Annotated in this window: 14 protein-coding genes, 2 pseudogenes and 1 riboswitch; of the genes and pseudogenes, 13 read left to right on the forward strand and 3 right to left on the reverse strand. The window is 41.5% G+C overall.

Annotated elements, in window-relative coordinates:
- Positions 1-204 precede the first annotated feature (204 nt).
- Positions 205-306, forward strand: a pseudogene (locus tag OB236_RS40080) (NAD-dependent protein deacylase); the annotation flags it as partial.
- A gap of 149 nt (positions 307-455) precedes the next feature.
- Here the strand turns inward: OB236_RS40080 and OB236_RS14270 are convergent.
- Positions 456-797: an IS110 family transposase gene (locus tag OB236_RS14270; protein WP_262684605.1), complete on the reverse strand. Its 342-nt coding sequence runs from the start codon at positions 795-797 to the stop codon at positions 456-458.
- A gap of 1,521 nt (positions 798-2,318) precedes the next feature.
- On the opposite strand from OB236_RS14270, the gene OB236_RS14275 reads away from it, so the two are divergent.
- Complete coding sequence (locus OB236_RS14275; RefSeq protein ID WP_262684606.1) at positions 2,319-2,603, forward strand: hypothetical protein; 285 nt, start codon at positions 2,319-2,321, stop codon at positions 2,601-2,603.
- A 48-nt stretch (positions 2,604-2,651) separates the two neighbouring features.
- Here OB236_RS14275 and OB236_RS14280 read toward each other — a convergent pair whose 3' ends face one another.
- Positions 2,652-2,954 (reverse strand): hypothetical protein, encoded by a 303-nt coding sequence (locus tag OB236_RS14280; protein WP_262684607.1) that lies wholly within the window; start codon positions 2,952-2,954, stop codon positions 2,652-2,654.
- Between the two features lie 193 nt (positions 2,955-3,147).
- On the opposite strand from OB236_RS14280, the gene OB236_RS14285 reads away from it, so the two are divergent.
- From OB236_RS14285 to OB236_RS14330, 10 genes and pseudogenes are all read left to right on the forward strand, one after another.
- The gene (locus OB236_RS14285) at positions 3,148-3,561 is read left to right on the forward strand and encodes a DNA translocase FtsK (protein ID WP_262684608.1); all 414 of its coding nucleotides are present in this window, start codon (positions 3,148-3,150) and stop codon (positions 3,559-3,561) included.
- A gap of 75 nt (positions 3,562-3,636) precedes the next feature.
- On the forward strand, positions 3,637-4,113 hold the full coding sequence (locus OB236_RS14290) for a hypothetical protein (protein ID WP_262684609.1): 477 nt from the start codon (positions 3,637-3,639) through the stop codon (positions 4,111-4,113).
- A 1,026-nt stretch (positions 4,114-5,139) separates the two neighbouring features.
- The gene (locus tag OB236_RS14295) at positions 5,140-5,223 is read left to right on the forward strand and encodes a topoisomerase DNA-binding C4 zinc finger domain-containing protein (RefSeq protein ID WP_262684618.1); all 84 of its coding nucleotides are present in this window, start codon (positions 5,140-5,142) and stop codon (positions 5,221-5,223) included.
- A 60-nt stretch (positions 5,224-5,283) separates the two neighbouring features.
- Positions 5,284-6,306 carry a hypothetical protein gene (locus tag OB236_RS14300; protein ID WP_262684610.1) on the forward strand — a complete coding sequence of 341 codons (1,023 nt, stop codon included), beginning with the start codon at positions 5,284-5,286 and terminating at the stop codon, positions 6,304-6,306.
- Positions 6,307-6,492: 186 nt separating this feature from the next.
- The gene (locus OB236_RS14305) at positions 6,493-7,293 is read left to right on the forward strand and encodes a DUF6615 family protein (RefSeq protein WP_262684611.1); all 801 of its coding nucleotides are present in this window, start codon (positions 6,493-6,495) and stop codon (positions 7,291-7,293) included.
- A 108-nt stretch (positions 7,294-7,401) separates the two neighbouring features.
- Entirely contained in the window at positions 7,402-8,331 is a 930-nt protein-coding gene (locus OB236_RS14310; protein WP_262684612.1) for a hypothetical protein, read from the forward strand.
- Positions 8,331-9,089, forward strand: a pseudogene (locus tag OB236_RS14315) (DUF4928 family protein). The gene OB236_RS14310 and the pseudogene OB236_RS14315 overlap by 1 nt, the downstream one beginning before the upstream one ends.
- Positions 9,090-10,176: 1,087 nt before the next feature.
- Entirely contained in the window at positions 10,177-11,577 is a 1,401-nt protein-coding gene (gene ltrA, locus OB236_RS14320) for a group II intron reverse transcriptase/maturase (protein ID WP_262684613.1), read from the forward strand.
- Positions 11,578-11,896: 319 nt separating this feature from the next.
- Entirely contained in the window at positions 11,897-12,529 is a 633-nt protein-coding gene (locus OB236_RS14325; protein WP_262684614.1) for a class I SAM-dependent methyltransferase, read from the forward strand.
- 1,401 nt (positions 12,530-13,930) lie between these two features.
- Positions 13,931-14,032: riboswitch (purine riboswitch) on the forward strand.
- 99 nt (positions 14,033-14,131) lie between these two features.
- Positions 14,132-14,956, forward strand: coding sequence for a serine protease (locus OB236_RS14330; protein WP_262684615.1), 825 nt, complete (start codon positions 14,132-14,134; stop codon positions 14,954-14,956).
- Positions 14,957-15,290: 334 nt separating this feature from the next.
- On the opposite strand, the gene OB236_RS14335 is transcribed toward OB236_RS14330, so the two are convergent.
- Positions 15,291-16,169, reverse strand: a complete 879-nt coding sequence (locus OB236_RS14335) for an IS66 family transposase (protein WP_262684616.1) — start codon at positions 16,167-16,169, stop codon at positions 15,291-15,293.
- Positions 16,170-16,452: 283 nt separating this feature from the next.
- On the opposite strand from OB236_RS14335, the gene OB236_RS14340 reads away from it, so the two are divergent.
- Complete coding sequence (locus OB236_RS14340) at positions 16,453-16,755, forward strand: hypothetical protein (RefSeq protein WP_262684617.1); 303 nt, start codon at positions 16,453-16,455, stop codon at positions 16,753-16,755.
- Positions 16,756-16,845 lie beyond the last annotated feature (90 nt).

Consider the following 16,845-nt stretch of genomic DNA (forward strand, 5'->3'; position numbering starts at 1 on the left):
ATAGAGGGTTGTCGTCTAGTAAATAATGCACTGGGCTATCCGAACGAAAATCCTTTCTCAAAGTTAGTATCTATTGAAATAGTACAGGTATAGATGAGCGATTTTGATACCGATACTGTTTACAACTCATCCAAGTTTGCGGCTCTTAGTTAGAGAATCGGAGGGGAAAAAGGAGGGAGTTTGAATATAAATGAATTAAAGCAGATGGTGGGCGAGAGCGGCAACATCGTTTTCTTCAGAGGTGATGGTACTTCCACAGAGAGCGTGATTCCGGATTTTCGGTCAGCAGATGGACTACATAATTCTGGAACAAATGAGGCTAAATCTAGAGAGGCACAAGCGGATTCTGTGGAGCTAAATGAATATTCAGGATGCAAGGTTTTGGTGCAACTATTGAAACTAATTTTATCCTATCAACCCGCAAAATGACTTGATTAAGCAGTTCAAGGTGAGTTTCACAACGGATGAAAAAACATTACCCGATAATACTCCTTAATTGTAGGGAGTTTTGCTTCTTGGCTTGGTGAGAGTTGAGGGGAATTTACAACTAAAAATAAAATATGTTGCTCCTCGAGGAACTGTATGACAGCCTGATGGTAATGATCTGTTGATTCTAAGATAACAGTGGGGGATTTTTCGGTCTTGTTCTGAACATCTACAATGATGTTTAGAAGCTGCTGAAGTCCTTCCCGGTTATGGAGAAAACGAAATGTTTTACCGTATGGGTGGCCCTTATCTAAGAAAATTTGGTCATCACTTTTTCCCTTTGAAATATCCAGACCGATGACTGGATTCATAAGTAAACTCCCTTTCTATAGCTTTAATGCCGGTACCCCGTATGCACCTTGAAGTTCCACAGCATCGCTTGTTATGCGAGATCTGAGTCCCAACCAGCTTAAACATGGTTTCTACAAGTAGGGGGCGATCGTGTTAGCGACGGGTTATAATCCCAGGAGAACGACTGATCTGTCCCGGCTACTGATTCATACACCACAAAAATAAAAGTGGTCAACCAGCAAATACTGGCTGACCTCATAATACGAGGGATTACGATAGTGGAGGGGCTTGCTACGCGACAGCTCCTCTTTTCCATTAGAGTAACGAGCAGGATACTTCCAATATGTGTTAATGCGATTTAGAATGACTAATTTATATATCGACTGTTATTGGGAGAATGAGACAGGAACTAATAAAGGATGTCTTAACTTTGCTGGATATAACCCGCTCGGACTACAAGCTTATATTAAGGGGAGTTAATGTTGCTAGACCAATACGTCTACAAGAAAAAGATTACATTCAACGAATCAACGATGATTATTACTTCGTTTCTTATTTTTCGTAGTCATTGACTATGGGCGGGGCAGGAATAAAAGCGGTGAGATCGGTCTGAGGATACCTAATTTCTAGTGATCAATCCGTAGTAACCGTGAAGCATGGAAGTAGTCATAGGGCGATACAATGTTATTACATACAAAAGCGAGAAGCATTGTATGCTAATCGAACAATTTGCGAAATGCCCGATGACGAGTAATAGCTCCAGGGCGGACGAAACCTCATTCCGAGGATGGCGCATTTGCGGTAGGCGCATGAATAAATTATCGCTCATTATGGTATTAGTGTGACACTTTTGCCTTTGTCATTCTTGTTAGTCTTGTAAACAAACCTTGAAACGGCCTCAGCTGATGTTCAACGAAAGCATCACACAGTTTATGGATTTTACTGAAATGGGAAAACAAAGCCATTCTCACAGTAATACCATAAGATTCGCTTACACGCATATCCTTCCGAAATCTCCTCATTCATAACCAATCAGCACGGGAAAATGCTGAAAGGTGGTGACTCCTCCTTTATGTAACGCAGATGCCACGCGTTAAGGATATGATCGGCAGCGCATGGTTGGACGCGTAAGTAAGTTTCTACCAACATAAAAACAACTAAAGGGCCAACACGGAGGCAGTCACGCAAAGGGAGCTTCCTGATAAGAAGTTCTAGCTATACGTCTTTAGCTGTTTTTATGTTGGATAAATATAAAGTCATTTTCGAAGTTCTGTCCTTTACCCAACTCGGAAGCTTTTCGCTTTCTCAGATGTACTGTTTAACATAGCTGGAAAACCCCAGTTGACCATAATAAACATAATCACAGCAAAGAGGACAAAAGCAATAAGCGTTTGGCTGAAAGTTAGTCGGGGTTGTTTGCTGGATTTTTTTCTTGCCAAAGTTGCGACACCTCCATATATACAAAATACGACATAAAAGAGGGAAATCCTTCCTTGCACTCGAATAACAATTTGAGTATGGAAATCGAATGGAGGGGCTATATGTCAAAACAAATCGAAAATTTGAGAGGTAATTATCCAGGAGTGTTAGCACCAAAAGGCAAGTGGATAAGTAGTAAGAATGAACTATTGGATATAAGTGATGGAATGAGCAAGGGGCATATAGAATCTACAATAAAGATGTTGGAAGACATGAGAACTAACCCGAATTATTGCAATTCTGCATATGAAGTGGAAACTAAAATTACAACTTATTATGGAGAGGGGCATCTAAAGATTGGAGATAAGATTGATGAATTGAAAGCCGCTCTTAAGCAATTCAATTGAACATGAAAGGGAGTGAGACTAACGTCTTATCTCCCTATTTTTATGTAATCATTCCTCCACTAAATTAATAACTACATTGTGTCGGCAATGAGGACAAAGTGTTGTCGCCTTAAACTTCTTTTTCTTATGCATGTCTAATGCCGATAAAAGTGACATGAGTATTCCTGACAATGACACAAAGGCCATAATGAGAGCAATTTGATTAATGAAAATACTACTACTGATTGCTTCTTTGTCGCTTAATGCATACCAAATAATATAACCCAAGAAGCAAATGATAGAAGTGATTACTAATCCGTAAACCATGAAAAACGTAAATGATGACCATTTCTGAAACTTTCTCCAACCCATCGATGAATCCCCCTTTTTTTAATACTTAATAATTACGAGTGAATATGGAAAAAGATTCAAGAGGCGACACTCTAATGGTCAGAAAAGTTTCCTTACCTAAAAATAACAGGTGGTGGTGAACACATGTAATGGGTAGACAAAGAGATCCCAAAAGAGATGAAGCATTTTAAATCTACAAAGCCACGCCATCGCCGTGCAGCTCGGTGTTGGTGATGGAACGGTACGAGGCTGGAAGGCAAAGGACTATTGGGAGAAACAATTAAATGAAGAAGTCATTAAATCGGATAGTTCTGCTTTAGAACCAGAACTACTTGAGGCACAGCAAGAGCATAAGGATGGCAGCGAACGAGACAATCTGTTTTTTGACGCTGTCCAGATTGTTGTTGATACTCAACAGGCAAGCACATCTTTATTACAAAGAAGATTACGTATCGGCCATATAAGAGCGGCGCGGCTCATTGATAAATTGGAGCAAAGTAATTATGTTGGTCCTTATCGAGTAGACAAGCCAAGAGAAGTCCTGATAAAGGAACTAAGCCCAGTTCTTCTTATGGTGCTAAATGAAAATAATAAAGGAACGGAACGAAAAGAACAGAACGCTCCATAAATACGGAAATGTTGAACCATAATACGCAACAAGCGAAGTTGACATCATTTTTATCTCGGGGAGGAGATCGATTAAATGCTTACGATATACAACCGCCAAAAGCAAGCCGTTGGCGGTCTTTTTGCATCTGGCCAGAACCGAGAAGTGGCTGATGTTAGGATTCAAAAGAGATTGAACAGCACGAATGAGCTGTCTTTCGTTCTCCCGATGAATTCAAATAAATATTTTTTGCTGGAATCCGAAGGACTCATCGAATGCGAGGGCCAGAAGTATATCATCAAAAAGAAAGAACGCAAGCGCGAGGGACAAGGGCGGCTTGTTACATTCACTTGTCCTCACATCATGCGGCGCTTGATGGACACGCGTATACCTTACAGTTCGGCAATCGATGAATTGTTAGGCGCCAACATTCAGACGCTTACAAACCTGGTTATAGCAGCTACAGGCGGTTTGTTTACATTTTTTTGGGAAACGACCGCTGAGAAAGTCCCGATAATATTTATTTCGGGACTTTTCTGCAATTTAGGAGGCATTAAATGGTTCCATCATTAGGCGATCGTATTCGATTAATTAGAAAATCAAATAAACTAAACCAAATTGAGGTTAAAGTCAAAGAAGATTGATAACCGTAAGTACCCTTTGAATATCGGCCTCTGACTGAGAGCGTAAAGCTAACTGAGATACTCTAAGTACCGTTGGATGTCTCTTTTAATATTACAAAATGCTTCAGTGACTAGAGTGAGAGGGTTTCGGTATGATGAGTCTAGGGGCTATAGGCCCTTATTAAGCAAAGTTAAAAGGCTGCGAGGACATGCTAATTTTAACCAACAATTGAGAGCAAAATTTAACTATTCAAGGGAGAAGATCGCGGATCACGCACCCATAATTAGTTTTGAGTGTTCTTAAAAAACAAAGGCATTTTTCCTTTTTTCATAACTTATGCACCAACCAAGAGGGAGAGAATGATAAGCGGATTCCTTTGGAGGCGCTGCTGTCGGATCGATCTCTTAGTAAGTCCCGTGAGAAGCTGTATCAGTTAGAGCATCAACAGACGAACTACAACATTTGGTACATCTCGTTTGCAACCACTAGTGATGTAGGGGCAGTTGTAGTGATGACAGTGACAAATCGTAGGGAGTGAAGAAGCATTTATTCCAAAAATGGGGATTTTGTCCTATAATCGAATTAGGGTGAATAGGGTTTTGCCTTGAGGGTGGCACCTTTTTTGATTTAGGATGTTGATGAACTTAATGACGTAGATAAGATAGGAGAATTATGAACACGGAATTGGTGCAATTGCTTGTCTCTACCCCAGTACAGTTCCCTAAGTTTCCTTTTGGACCGGTATCTGTCAGACTGTTTGTGAGTTGGTGGCGGCAAAAAAAAACCATGACTGCATTCTTTCCTTGCTTGTAACAACATCGGATTTAACAGGGCCCGCCAGGCAGAGGCTGAGAAATTCAAGGTTGGTTACTGGCATGGTGGGCTAGTAGAGCAGAAGCTTAGGGTCTGGGGCAAGTGGTAACCAGGGAAGAAGGCTCCGCGGCAGCCTCTGATTTGTTGAAATGTGGTGCTCCTATGGTTCGGAGGAAGAGTGAGCATGGTGAGGAGTTCCTTGGATGCAGTAAGTTCCCGAGTTGTCGGTATAATAAAGCTTTGTAGTAAATAAAAAAATGAACGAACTTTGAAAAGCGTAAAAAATTAATTGATAGGGGGAAGAGGATGCTTGATCTATTTACTCCAGTTGTGCCAGAAGCCAAGATGCACCCTAATTTTTTAAGTTTGTTAGGTGATAGGGATGTAATTAAAGTTGTTCAAAAATGGGCGGTTGGTTTTAAAGATAGAGACAACAAGTTTGTATATGAGTTTCAAACAACGTTCAATTCTTCGTTCTGGGAATTATATCTACATGCAATCTTCAAGAAACTTAAGTTTAAGACTGATGGAGTACACTACGCACCAGACTTTTGTCTGGATAACAAGGGGTATAGATTTTTGGTCGAGGCGGTTTCAACGAGCCATCCACAGGGTGGTATTCCAGAGCACGACAGGATAGCTGCGATATATAAAGTGGCTGAGAGAGCAGATACACAGGAGGAAAGGGACGAGGAATATCGTCAGATCGTCGCTTTAGCTACCGAGAGGATTTCAAATAGTATCGCTAGTAAATACAGAAAATATTTAACTCAATATTCGAAGTTAGAACACGTAGCAGAAAAACCATTCATCCTAGCTGTAGGAGCCTTTGAACAACCATTCTTCTATAAACAAAAGCTGGGTGCTATTCTTCGAGTGTTGTACGGGACAACTGAAGCTAAATATATTGGCTCTGACCCGTATTTTGAACATAGTGAATTTACTACAAAAAGCAATGGTTCTCAGATACCCATAGGGTTATTTAATGATGATAAACACAAATACATTAGTGCAATTATCTTCAATCCAACAGCTACAGTTGGTAAAGCGCGCGTGCTATCCTCAAGACTTGATAGGAAGGTAATAGTTCAGACTGTTAGATATGACAGTTATAGTACAGTATCAAAAGTTGAAGTTAAGCTTGTACAGCAATATCAAGAATCTTTGCTTGATGGTACTACGGTATTCCTAAACCCAAACTCTGTGTATCCTATTGAAAAGAACCTTTTCAGGAATACTGATATAGCGATTTTTGAGGGGGAACAAAAGAACAACATGGGACACGGATTTTTGTTCAGTAGAGAAGTTATTACTGTAAATGAGGTGTAGGTTACCACTTAGTCCGATAGTAGGATGGGAGCTTGTCGCTTCAAATCTCTATGATTTGTCTTTTTGTTAAGCAATATAACGTGCAACTGAAATGTAATTAAATACAACTATTGAGGAAAGTGACACATTTACATTGCGTGTTTCGCCTTTCTTAAAGTTAAACGTAAGTAAAGCTGGAGGAATTATATGCTTCGACTGTGTGAGATTGTCAAGGATCAAACTACCCATATCGGTCATTTTATGAAGACTGCATACGACCTGGGAATATCTGTGCAAGAAGAGACGATAACAGAGAACATACTTATATGGTTAAAATATCTTATTGATAAGAAACTGGTTAGGAATACGTATATTAAGTATTACGATAAGGGAGCTGAGTTTAGACAGGGGGTAGACTTTGAATGGTGGCTAAAATCAGCATCAACTGGAAAATGGATTTCTCTAAGGGTTCAAGCAAAGAAAATGCACCCCGACGAAAAATATCGATTGAAACATATTTATAAAGGAAGTAAAGAATGGCAAGTAGACAGACTCATTAATAAATCAAAGAAAGGTCTTAAAAAGATTCCGCTTTACTGTTTTTACAATCAGCACGATACTTCCTTCAACAGCTGGACCTATACATCAGCGTATAAAGTCAAAAGTCTACTTTCATTGCCTTATGGAAAAGTGATGACAAGGAGTACTTTCTCTTATAGTGAGGTGGGAGCAAAACCTATGACTGATCTGTTCTGCTCTTCAAGAAAAGGTGCAATCACTCAAAACTTGTTACAACAAATTCAGCAAATGCATAAGGACTTTTTATCGAATGATTTCCAATTACGGGAAGAGGATTACATCCATTCGAGCGCCCCTAGCTATGTGACAAGTTTATTTGATTTCCCGACAGATAGCATTCGTGGTGATGATGCCACCCAATCTGAAGACCGACCTGTGTTCGTAATAGCAACCATTATTGATGACGATGATATTCATGTATCGGAATAAAGAAAAACATGATAGATTAACGTCACTTAACTGGAATGATTTGGGTGGTTCTCCTGTCCAGCTTCTATGTAGGTAAATCAAAAGAGGGAGCATATTGGAGGAATAATATTGAAAGTTTCGGATTTTTTGGGGATAAATTGGGATAAACCCTATAAAGTTGACTTTGTGGAATACTGTGAATACCTGATTACATCCGGATTTATCGAAATTGAGAGAGAAATTTGTGAGTTGCTTAAAATAAAAAAGCTACCGATGCTATCGAATGATCAAATAGTAGAAGGGGCAATTTTCAAGTCGCGCGGCGACAAATCAAAAAAAGAAGGTAGTCCCAATTATTTCAAGTGTAATGCCGTTTGCATGCTCTCTGCTTTAAAGAAAATTGTAAATGAAGATATAGTAAAAAAATTAAAGGTAACCAACAACGATCTTCTAATTTACAACTATTCCTCATTAGTAGAGGACATGTTACTTGACTATCAAGACTTAGTGAACTTAATTAAAGGAGAACGAATTACTAGAAGTCAGTTCACAATGGCAATGTATCAGACCTATAGACAGTTAGTCTATGGACAATGCTCGTATCATTCCTTCAGTGAAAAAGAAGTCAATATGTCAATCACTTTAATTAGACAAGCTATTGAGGTAAGGATTCGTAGATCAATTGGGGTCCTGGGTGTAGAGAATAAGGATGGCGGAATCGAGCCAATCGCTCTTTCTACAATCTTAGAAATCCTGGGAAGATATAAAGAAAGTATAACATTCGCCGTCCCGTTAGAAAAGTTAAGTAGAATATACAGTTGGGCGAATATATTCGTGCATACTGGGGAAATTACTTATCGGTGGCTGCCAGTAATGTTGGAGGGGTATTTGAAACCTTTCCTAATAGGACAGATGAGAGATGGTGGGAGAAGTTATGATGTAGATAATGGCATCGAGATGTCAGAGGAAACACTGTCGAAAATCAAGACGGATTTATTTAAAGAGCTAAAATCAGGCAGTAAGCTATTCGAATGCTCTCCTGAAGCAATCATTCATTAGTGAAACATAATAGAAGTGTTAGTTTCATCCTTCATAACGGACGTCGTCTTGCAGTAGAGGCGGGGAGAACTAGCCGTGGTAGTATAGGGTATGTTGAGAGCTACATTGAACTTTTAAATCTCACACATAATCAATCTCAATTGAATATACAGTTTATTGAGAATTGGTGGGCAGAAAGAGTCAAAGATTTTTTTGCTGCTCAACCATTTGTGCTAAAGTACGATACCAGTAAATCTATGCGAACAATAGTAAGCGACCTACTTGCTCAAGCGACGAAAAGATAAAAGGAAAGTCCAGGGACGATGTATGCAGGAGCTGTGTTACAGCATCTCGTTGGGGCGAAACTTTCTCTAGTTCTCTCGGATGATAAAGTGAGTAGGCATGGATTCTCTGTCGCAGATACAGGGACTGGAAGAAGTGGTGATTTCGTTATAGATGACGTGTCTATACACGTTACAACTGCTCCTAGTGAAGCGCTGTTAGTTAAGTGTCGTCAAAACTTGGAGTCAGGAAGCCGCCCAATAATCGTTACAACTCATAAAGGTATGGCAGGAGCGGAGAGTTTAGCAAGTATACATGGAATAGATGGTCGCGTTGACATTCTAGAAGCGGAGCAGTTTATTGCGACTAATTTGTATGAGTTAAGCCGCTTTTTAACATCACAACGTAAATTTACGGTAGAACGTCTAATAGAGAAGTACAATGAAATTGTGGATCAGGTAGAAACCGATCCGAGTTTAAAAGTAAAATTTGGGTGACATCAAAACTGTGACTACATCCGTAGAAGCCTATGTAGCGTTATCTTCGGACAGGGGTTCGACTCCCCTCGTCTCCATTGCAAAAAACCACTTATATAGTGGTTTTTTTGCTGTTTACAGGGTTACGTTGTAGACGGATTGTAGACATGAGAATTCTATTGTTTCATTTTTGAAAATGATTGTAGACGTGATGTCTACAATAGGGCTCACTGAAAGATTATCTAGTTGAAATTAAGGGAAAGAAGCTTGCGGAACGGGAAACTGAAAAAAAGGAACAAGCTCATGTGTTCCATGTTCATCATTTCGTCACGAACAGTTGCAGGACGATGACGGATTCGCTCGTCTTTGCAAGACACTCTCGAATAAGGCCAAGCTCATATTTGCGATTGCCTTCACCGAAATTGCGTCCAATGACGTTTCATTTTCCGGCGTCTTACTTGATGATTTTCCTCTGTCCACCCATTACGCCTTCCACTGACGGTCGGCCTAATGCCACGGATGCCATGTTGCTTGCAGAAGCTGTGGTTTTTGCGTTTTTGGAATCCTGCGGACGACTGTTGGGTGACGAGAACATATATTCATTAAATGCTGCGCGGTTGAGTTTTTTTATGTAATGATACAAGTTCTTGTCAAAGCCAGTGACAAGAACTTGTATCGTTTGTGCGCCCGGCATGGGCGATAACTCGGTGGTGAAAGTCCACTACAGGCTTGGCAGTAGGAACTGTTAGCTGAAGGCAAGGGTGTCGGTCGTGAGGCCGAATCTGAAGGAAGCCAGAGGCAAACCCTCGGTCTGACGAACAGAAATCACATAATAAGGCATGGTGAGACGGATGAGCTTGCATACCAAAGCAAAGTCCAATACTGCCCGAATCTCATCATGTAGATGTGGCAGATGGATGAGGGGAAAGTTATCGCTCTTACCCGGGGAGGTCTCACAGACATGAAGTAGGAAAAAAAATCCGAAACATGGAGTAAAGCTTGCTGTGAGAAGTCAGCAGATGCCATAGTACGCGAGCCGCGTCAGCGGCAAGCGGAAGGGCTGAACAATCGTAAGTCTCGAGTACAGACTGGAAGGAGAATCGATGCGATGAAAGCAGAATACCGAAAGGACTGCCGGCAAAGAGATAGCGTGGAACGCGAAGGGTATGCAGGAGTGCGGAGCATCGAAGCTCGGGAAGGAAGAGAAAGAGACGGTGCAAAGGATCTGATGGAACGCATCCTGAACAGAGACAATCTGAACCGGGCGTACAAGCAGGTCAAACGCAACCACGGAGCGCCCGGAATTGACGGTATGACTGTCGAATCGGCGCTACCGTGGTTGCGTGAAAACAGAGACGAACTCTTGCAAAGTATTCGGAATGGAAGCTACAAGCCAAGCCCGGTGCGGCGCAAGGAGATCCCCAAACCAGATGGAAGCGGCGTGCGGAAGTTGGGCATCCCGACCGTAGTAGATCGGGTGATCCAGCAAGCGATCGCCCAGCAACTGCAACCGTTATTCGAGCCGCTCTTCTCGGACGGAAGCTACGGCTACCGCCCGGGGCGCAGTGCGCAGCAAGCGATTCGGAAAGTCAAAGCGTATGCCGAGCAAGGCTATGGGCAGGCGGTTGAAATCGATCTGTCGAAATACTTCGACACGTTGAACCATGAGCTTCTTTTGAATTTGCTGCACAAACAAATCCAGGACAAAGGTGTCATCGACCTGATCAAGAAGTACCTGAAAAGCGGAGTCATGGAGAACGGCGTGCGCCGGGCAACGGAGGAAGGTTCGCCCCAAGGCGGCCCGTTGTCCCCGCTTTTGGCGAATATCTACCTGAACGAATATGATCAGGAGATGGAAAGCCGAGGCGTAACGGTCATCCGCTATGCGGATGATATCGTCGTGCTAGCGAAGAGTAAACGAGCAGCCAAGCGACTACTGGAATCCAGCCGGACGTATTTGGAGCAGAAGCTAAAGCTCCAAATGAACACGCAGAAGAGCAAGGTGGTCAGTGTCGTGGCGCAGAAACACTTCAAATTCCTCGGATTTGCGTTGGGAAAGAACGGAAAGGGCGTATACGTACGCGCACACCACCAATCCCTGGGCAAGGCAAAGAAGAAGCTGAAGAAGCTAACGAGTCGAAGTCAAGGCAGGAATGCACGGCAGGTCATGGAGAACGTGAAAGTCTATATTCGCGGCTGGATCGGGTATTTCTATGTAGCGGACATGAAGCGAATCCTGCAAGGCTGGAATGAATGGCTGCGAAGACGGATGCGGATGTACATCTGGAAGCAATGGAAGAAGCCGAGGACGAAGGTGCAGAACCTACGAAAGTTAGGGATACCGGAGTGGCAGGCGTACCAGTGGGGAAACACCCGATTGGGCTACTGGCGGATAGCCGGAAGCGCAGTGTTGAATCGCTCTGTAACAAACGAAAAGCTCGCACAGGCAGGATATTATGACTTCCCTGCCCAATACGAGCGTTTACGTCAATTGCACTCAAGCGGTTGAACCGCCGTATACCGAACGTACGTACGGTGGTGTGGAAGGTCGGCTACTCAATTAATGGGTAGCCTCCTATCCGATTCAGCGATTGAGGAGAGTTATCAATAACTATTGACGAACAGGAAGAAAAGGCTCAATAATCAGCTTTATTGGTAGCCATAAGGAATAGTTCAGCAGTCTTCTCAGCTAACGGTCAGTATATTATAATATGTGGTATAATTAGGATGTATATGGACTCAAGACGCGGGTAGTTAGTGTAGGAATTTTTTTAAAAAACACTTGCATAAATTTCATCATCATCACATATTCTACTGGAGTGATAAGATTGGAAGGATATTGGAACGATAGATTTAATAAAGAAGGAATGATCTGGGGTGAGGTTCCCAGCAAAACGGTGTATCATGCAATTCAAATATTTAAGGATAATAATGTAAAGAGCGTACTGGTACCGGGATCTGGATACGGAAGGAATACTAAAGCTCTTTCTGCACATTTCCAAGTTGAAGGAATCGAAATGTCACATACTGGAATTAGTTTGGCATTGAATTGGGACCCCAAAAGTAATTTCTTTTTGGGGTCAGTTTTGGATCACATATCTGGAAATAAGAAATATGATGCAGTCTATTGTTTTGATTTACTACACTTATTTCTAGAACGCGAAAGGCACAAGTTAATTAATAATTGTATCCGACAACTAAATTCTGCCGGACTTATGTATTTTACGTGTTTTTCAAACGAGGATAAGAATAATGGTGTTGGCAGGAAAATTGAAGATGGAAGTTATGAATATATTGAAGGAAAGTTTGCTCACTTTTTCACTGAAGAAGATTTAATGAATCATTTTGATGGGTTACAAGTCATCGAAATAGGAACTGTTGTTGAGATCCTGCAATACAATGACAATCAGAGAAAAGAATACATTCTAAGATACATAATAGTGAGAAAACTTGATAGGTAACGAAGAAGCAACTGGGGTTTCTCTTCTTGGCTCAATCTAAAACATATTTAACGGAGTCTGCCGTGTTTTGAATTCAAAAATCGAATGAAATCAACCGGAAATGTTTCAATTGGCGTTAGGGATCCAGGAGCCGTGGTATGTCAGTTATCGTAAAGTGGATTGGTCTCGTCCTCAGGCAGGGGTTGTTCAAGTGTTTCGTGAAGATGAGCTCATGAAAAAATGCCTGTGTCTGCTGTTGCACGAGAAATTAGATGAAGATGATACCCATTGTTTAAAGTGTTGCGTTATTATGTGGATCGATCCATGGAAGAGATGGACATAACGGAGGTCAAGCGTATTGCCGTGATAATCATCCAGCTGCCGTTGACATTCGTGTGATAAAATTAAAAACACAAACCTAATATTGCACGCAGAGAGCGTCCCCGAGCGTAGGAATAGTTTCTACGGTTGGGGATGCTCTTTTTTGCTTCAATAATGGTCTCTACCATCATACTGATTTTCTTCTCTGTCCCTCTGAATCGGCGAAAAGCGGAATCCAATTGGCTAGTAGATAAATGTAATGGTTGCTAAAAGGACACACGCTATTAATCTACGAGTGTCCTTTTTTGTTTCCGCTTATAACAAGCGGATAAATTTCTTATCGGAAAGTGTCTTTTTTGTCTGCATCTGTAATCAAAATAGCTTGATCAAGCTGCAGCAAAAAATGTTGGTATTAGAAAAAGTAGGAGGCATGACATTTATGGTGGAAATCACACTGCAAATCTTTCTTAGTGGGAAGGATTGCTTAACGAAAAACCGTGAGCTCTTTGGATCAAATGGATACCGCTGAGGTAGTAATGGATGTTCCTTAATAGAGACATAAAATGAGGTGAAAGGGGATTAGTTGATGAAGCTGCGTAGAATCAGAAACCAATCTGGATGTATCGAGATTGTGACACTGAATTACGTTATTCTCCGGTAGGTGTTGCCGTAACAGACAGCTTCTTTCTACGTGCCTTTACTCCATTGTACATTTTTTGGCAATTTTAAATATTTGAAAATTCGTCTGCTTTCTCAAGTATTAAATGGATTACGATTTTACATGGATTGGTGGGCATAATAAGGTGGTTGCCTATATGCGTCTTCGCTCTTAAAATCATGCCAGGAGCTCAGTGTCAAATTAATATATTATCTCACAAATTAGCAAATAACCGAAATTAATGTCTTTACATGTAAAGAAATATGTAATAATATGTAATTAAAGATAGTTATATGTTTTTATACAATTTTGTTTAAAATTTTACATAAATAGGTTGGTTTAATCTATAGTAAAAAATTTCTTCATATAGATGAAACATCAATCCTCATTCATTAGAATTTATGAACCCAGTATAAAACCAACATAAATTTACTACTATCTTGATAATAAACTAATATTTCATTCATATAAGCTTGGAATATGGCTCTAGCGTCTCTAGCGGATTAACTGTAAATTATCCGATTATGAGTGAATATTGCTTTTCTGTGCTCAATGTGATTATGAAAACGCTACCGTAAAGTCCAGAGTAAAAATACAAACATTGCTGCTTTGAAAAAGACCAAAAATTAAATTTAATAAACAAGTTGCTCTATTATGATCTGACATCTGAAGATAAGAAGAAATTAGGTGTTGAAATCGAGCTGACTCGCAAAGAATTCGAAGAAATCGAACCTATATTCAGAGAATATGCTAAGCAAAGGACAACCAAACTATTAATACAAACTAACTACCCTGAGTATCCTTACTATATGAGCGGTTCAGCCAGTTACTTTTTCTATAGAAACAAACACTTTTTACTCACCTGCGAACATTGTGTTAAAGATGTGGCTCCAATCGATAGAACTTCGCTAGTGAAAGCGCTTTGCAACACAGATAATGGAATGACTGTAGCTAGGATTAATTCACACAGAAGAGATGTAGAAATGGATCTTGCCGTCTTCGAATTAGAAAGTGATTATTGCAACTCTAATAACTTTGTGGGACATGCCTTTGTAGTCGAGAAGCAAATCAAAAAAGATTACATTAACTATCTTGAAAATCAAAATAATGTAATCTTACTGTGCGGATCATCGTCGGATGAAAGTAGTGGAATAGATTTTGATACAGGAAAAGGGATTATTTCTAACGGAGTAATCATCACATTTTATAATAACTACAATTACGAATACGATCTTCTCAATATCAACATTTCAAATATAGGTTTTACAATCGAAGGAGGTTACAGAGAGATTAATGAAGTCAAAGGCTTAAGCGGTTCATGGATATATTGCTATCAGAGGGGGGATAGGATTCCGTTTAAAGGAATTGGCATGATCGTAAGAGGCAGTAGAGATTCAGGCAATATGTGGGCACTAGGTATTGATAAAATCACTTCATTCATCGATAGTCAATATTTTAACCAGCCGTAGACTGGACTATGAATTAAGCTAACAGGCACGAGATCGGGCGGTCTGCCACCTCCGCAAACATCCTCAGCATCACACGGCGGCGAATTGTGGATTTGCCAAGCTACGGCTCACTTCCATCACCCTGTCCGAGAAATCGGACAGAAAAAAAGGCACAATCTCAACGAAAAGATGAGGTTGTGCCTTTCTCATTGTGCGCCCGGCATGGGCGATAACTAGGTGGTGAAAGTCCACTACAGGCTTGGCAGTAGGAACTGTTAGCTGAAGGCAAGGGTGTCGGTCGTGAGGCCGAATCTGAAGGAAGCCAGAGGCAAACCCTCGGTCTGACGAACAGAAATCACATAATAAGGCATGGTGAGACGGATGAGCTTGCATACCAAAGCAAAGTCCAATACTGCCCGAATCTCATCATGTAGATGTGGCAGATGGATGAGGGGAAAGTTTCTGCATCTGATACCACGTGCATCCAGTTGGTTTTCCCTTCGATCCGGCACCCGGTCTCGTCGGCATGGACCACGGACTTTTGGAATAACTGGACCCGAATCGCTTGTTCGGCTCCCTCTAAGGAATCAGCCATCATCTGCAAGGACGAAAGCAGCGTCGCTTCGCTGGGTTGGTAGCCTGTCAGGTCTGCGAAAAGCCGCGTAATCCGCTCAAGCGGCAACATTTGGTAGGCGTGCAGATAGGCAGCCCAAGCGGTAAAGCCTTCTCCATATTGGGTGGGAGCCAGGATTCGCTCTGGAAAAGAAGCCTTCTGCTGAAGGCCGCACTGCGGGCAACACTTCTTCTCGGCACGGTGCTCCGTGACCCAAATACAGGGTGGAGGCAGGTCGAAAACTTGGCGCTTCTCATAGGTTTGGCTCTCCACAGCATCCAGCGGAGCTTTACATCCCGAACAAGCCCTGAGCCCATGGACGACGATCTCATGGGGATGGTCCACGAAGTGGAGTGTCGTCCCTTCATGGCCCTTGGGGGCTCCCTTCTTGCCACCAGGAGTGCGGAGGTTTGTCGGTTTACGTAAACCATCGCTAGAAGGAGGCTTGCTGCTATTGTTGCTGTTCTGGGCGAGTTGTCGTTCTAATTCGTGCACGCGCTTTTCCAATTTTTCGATCCGTTGGGCTTGTTGGTCCACGACTGTGAGTAGAGCATGGAAGTAACCCGCAATTTCTTCATCACCTTTGCAAATGTTGTTTACCTGTTGCGGTGTTAGTTTCATCCGTCTCGTCCCCTCACTGGAAATCTTTATGTTGTATTTCTACACGCGGACCCGATTTTCCCGCATCGTGGCAAAAAAAATCTCCTGCGAGGTGGGGAGACCTAAGTAGTAACCAATAAAGAACTTAAAAGAAAATCTTCTTTTAAAGGGATACTACTATCCAACTTGAACTACCGATAACCTTGGACACAGACGCCATCTGTTAAACCCTAGTCTGACAACGATTGGTCTTGGTTATGCAAGTCTCATAAATCCATATGACACTAGCATTAAGAGTGGAGATATGCTCACTAGCTTTGATTACACAAATAAGAGCTCTGCTGATTATGAATATGTGACTTGGCCAAGTAAGGGATACTTTCCTATCTCTTGGTTGGCTCAAGGAACAGCTTTTAGCGTAAGCTTTAACCCTTCTAAATATCAGCCGCTTGACACCACAAAGATCAGTGGTACCATTACCAATGCAGTTGGCGGAAGTGTGCAGAAGCTTACTTATGGTCAGACAGGAGGGTTCGACATTAATGTAGAAAAGTATGGTGAGGGGGTTGTATTTCCTTCTATCCTTACAACGACGATAAGTTCTTAGATCAACCTAATCCTAGTGATGAATTAAGTGGATTGTCAACATAAAACTGGACAATATTTATGAGGGGATTTTTCTAGCTTCAATGGGAGT

The sequence above is a fragment of the Paenibacillus baimaensis genome, from assembly GCF_025567575.1.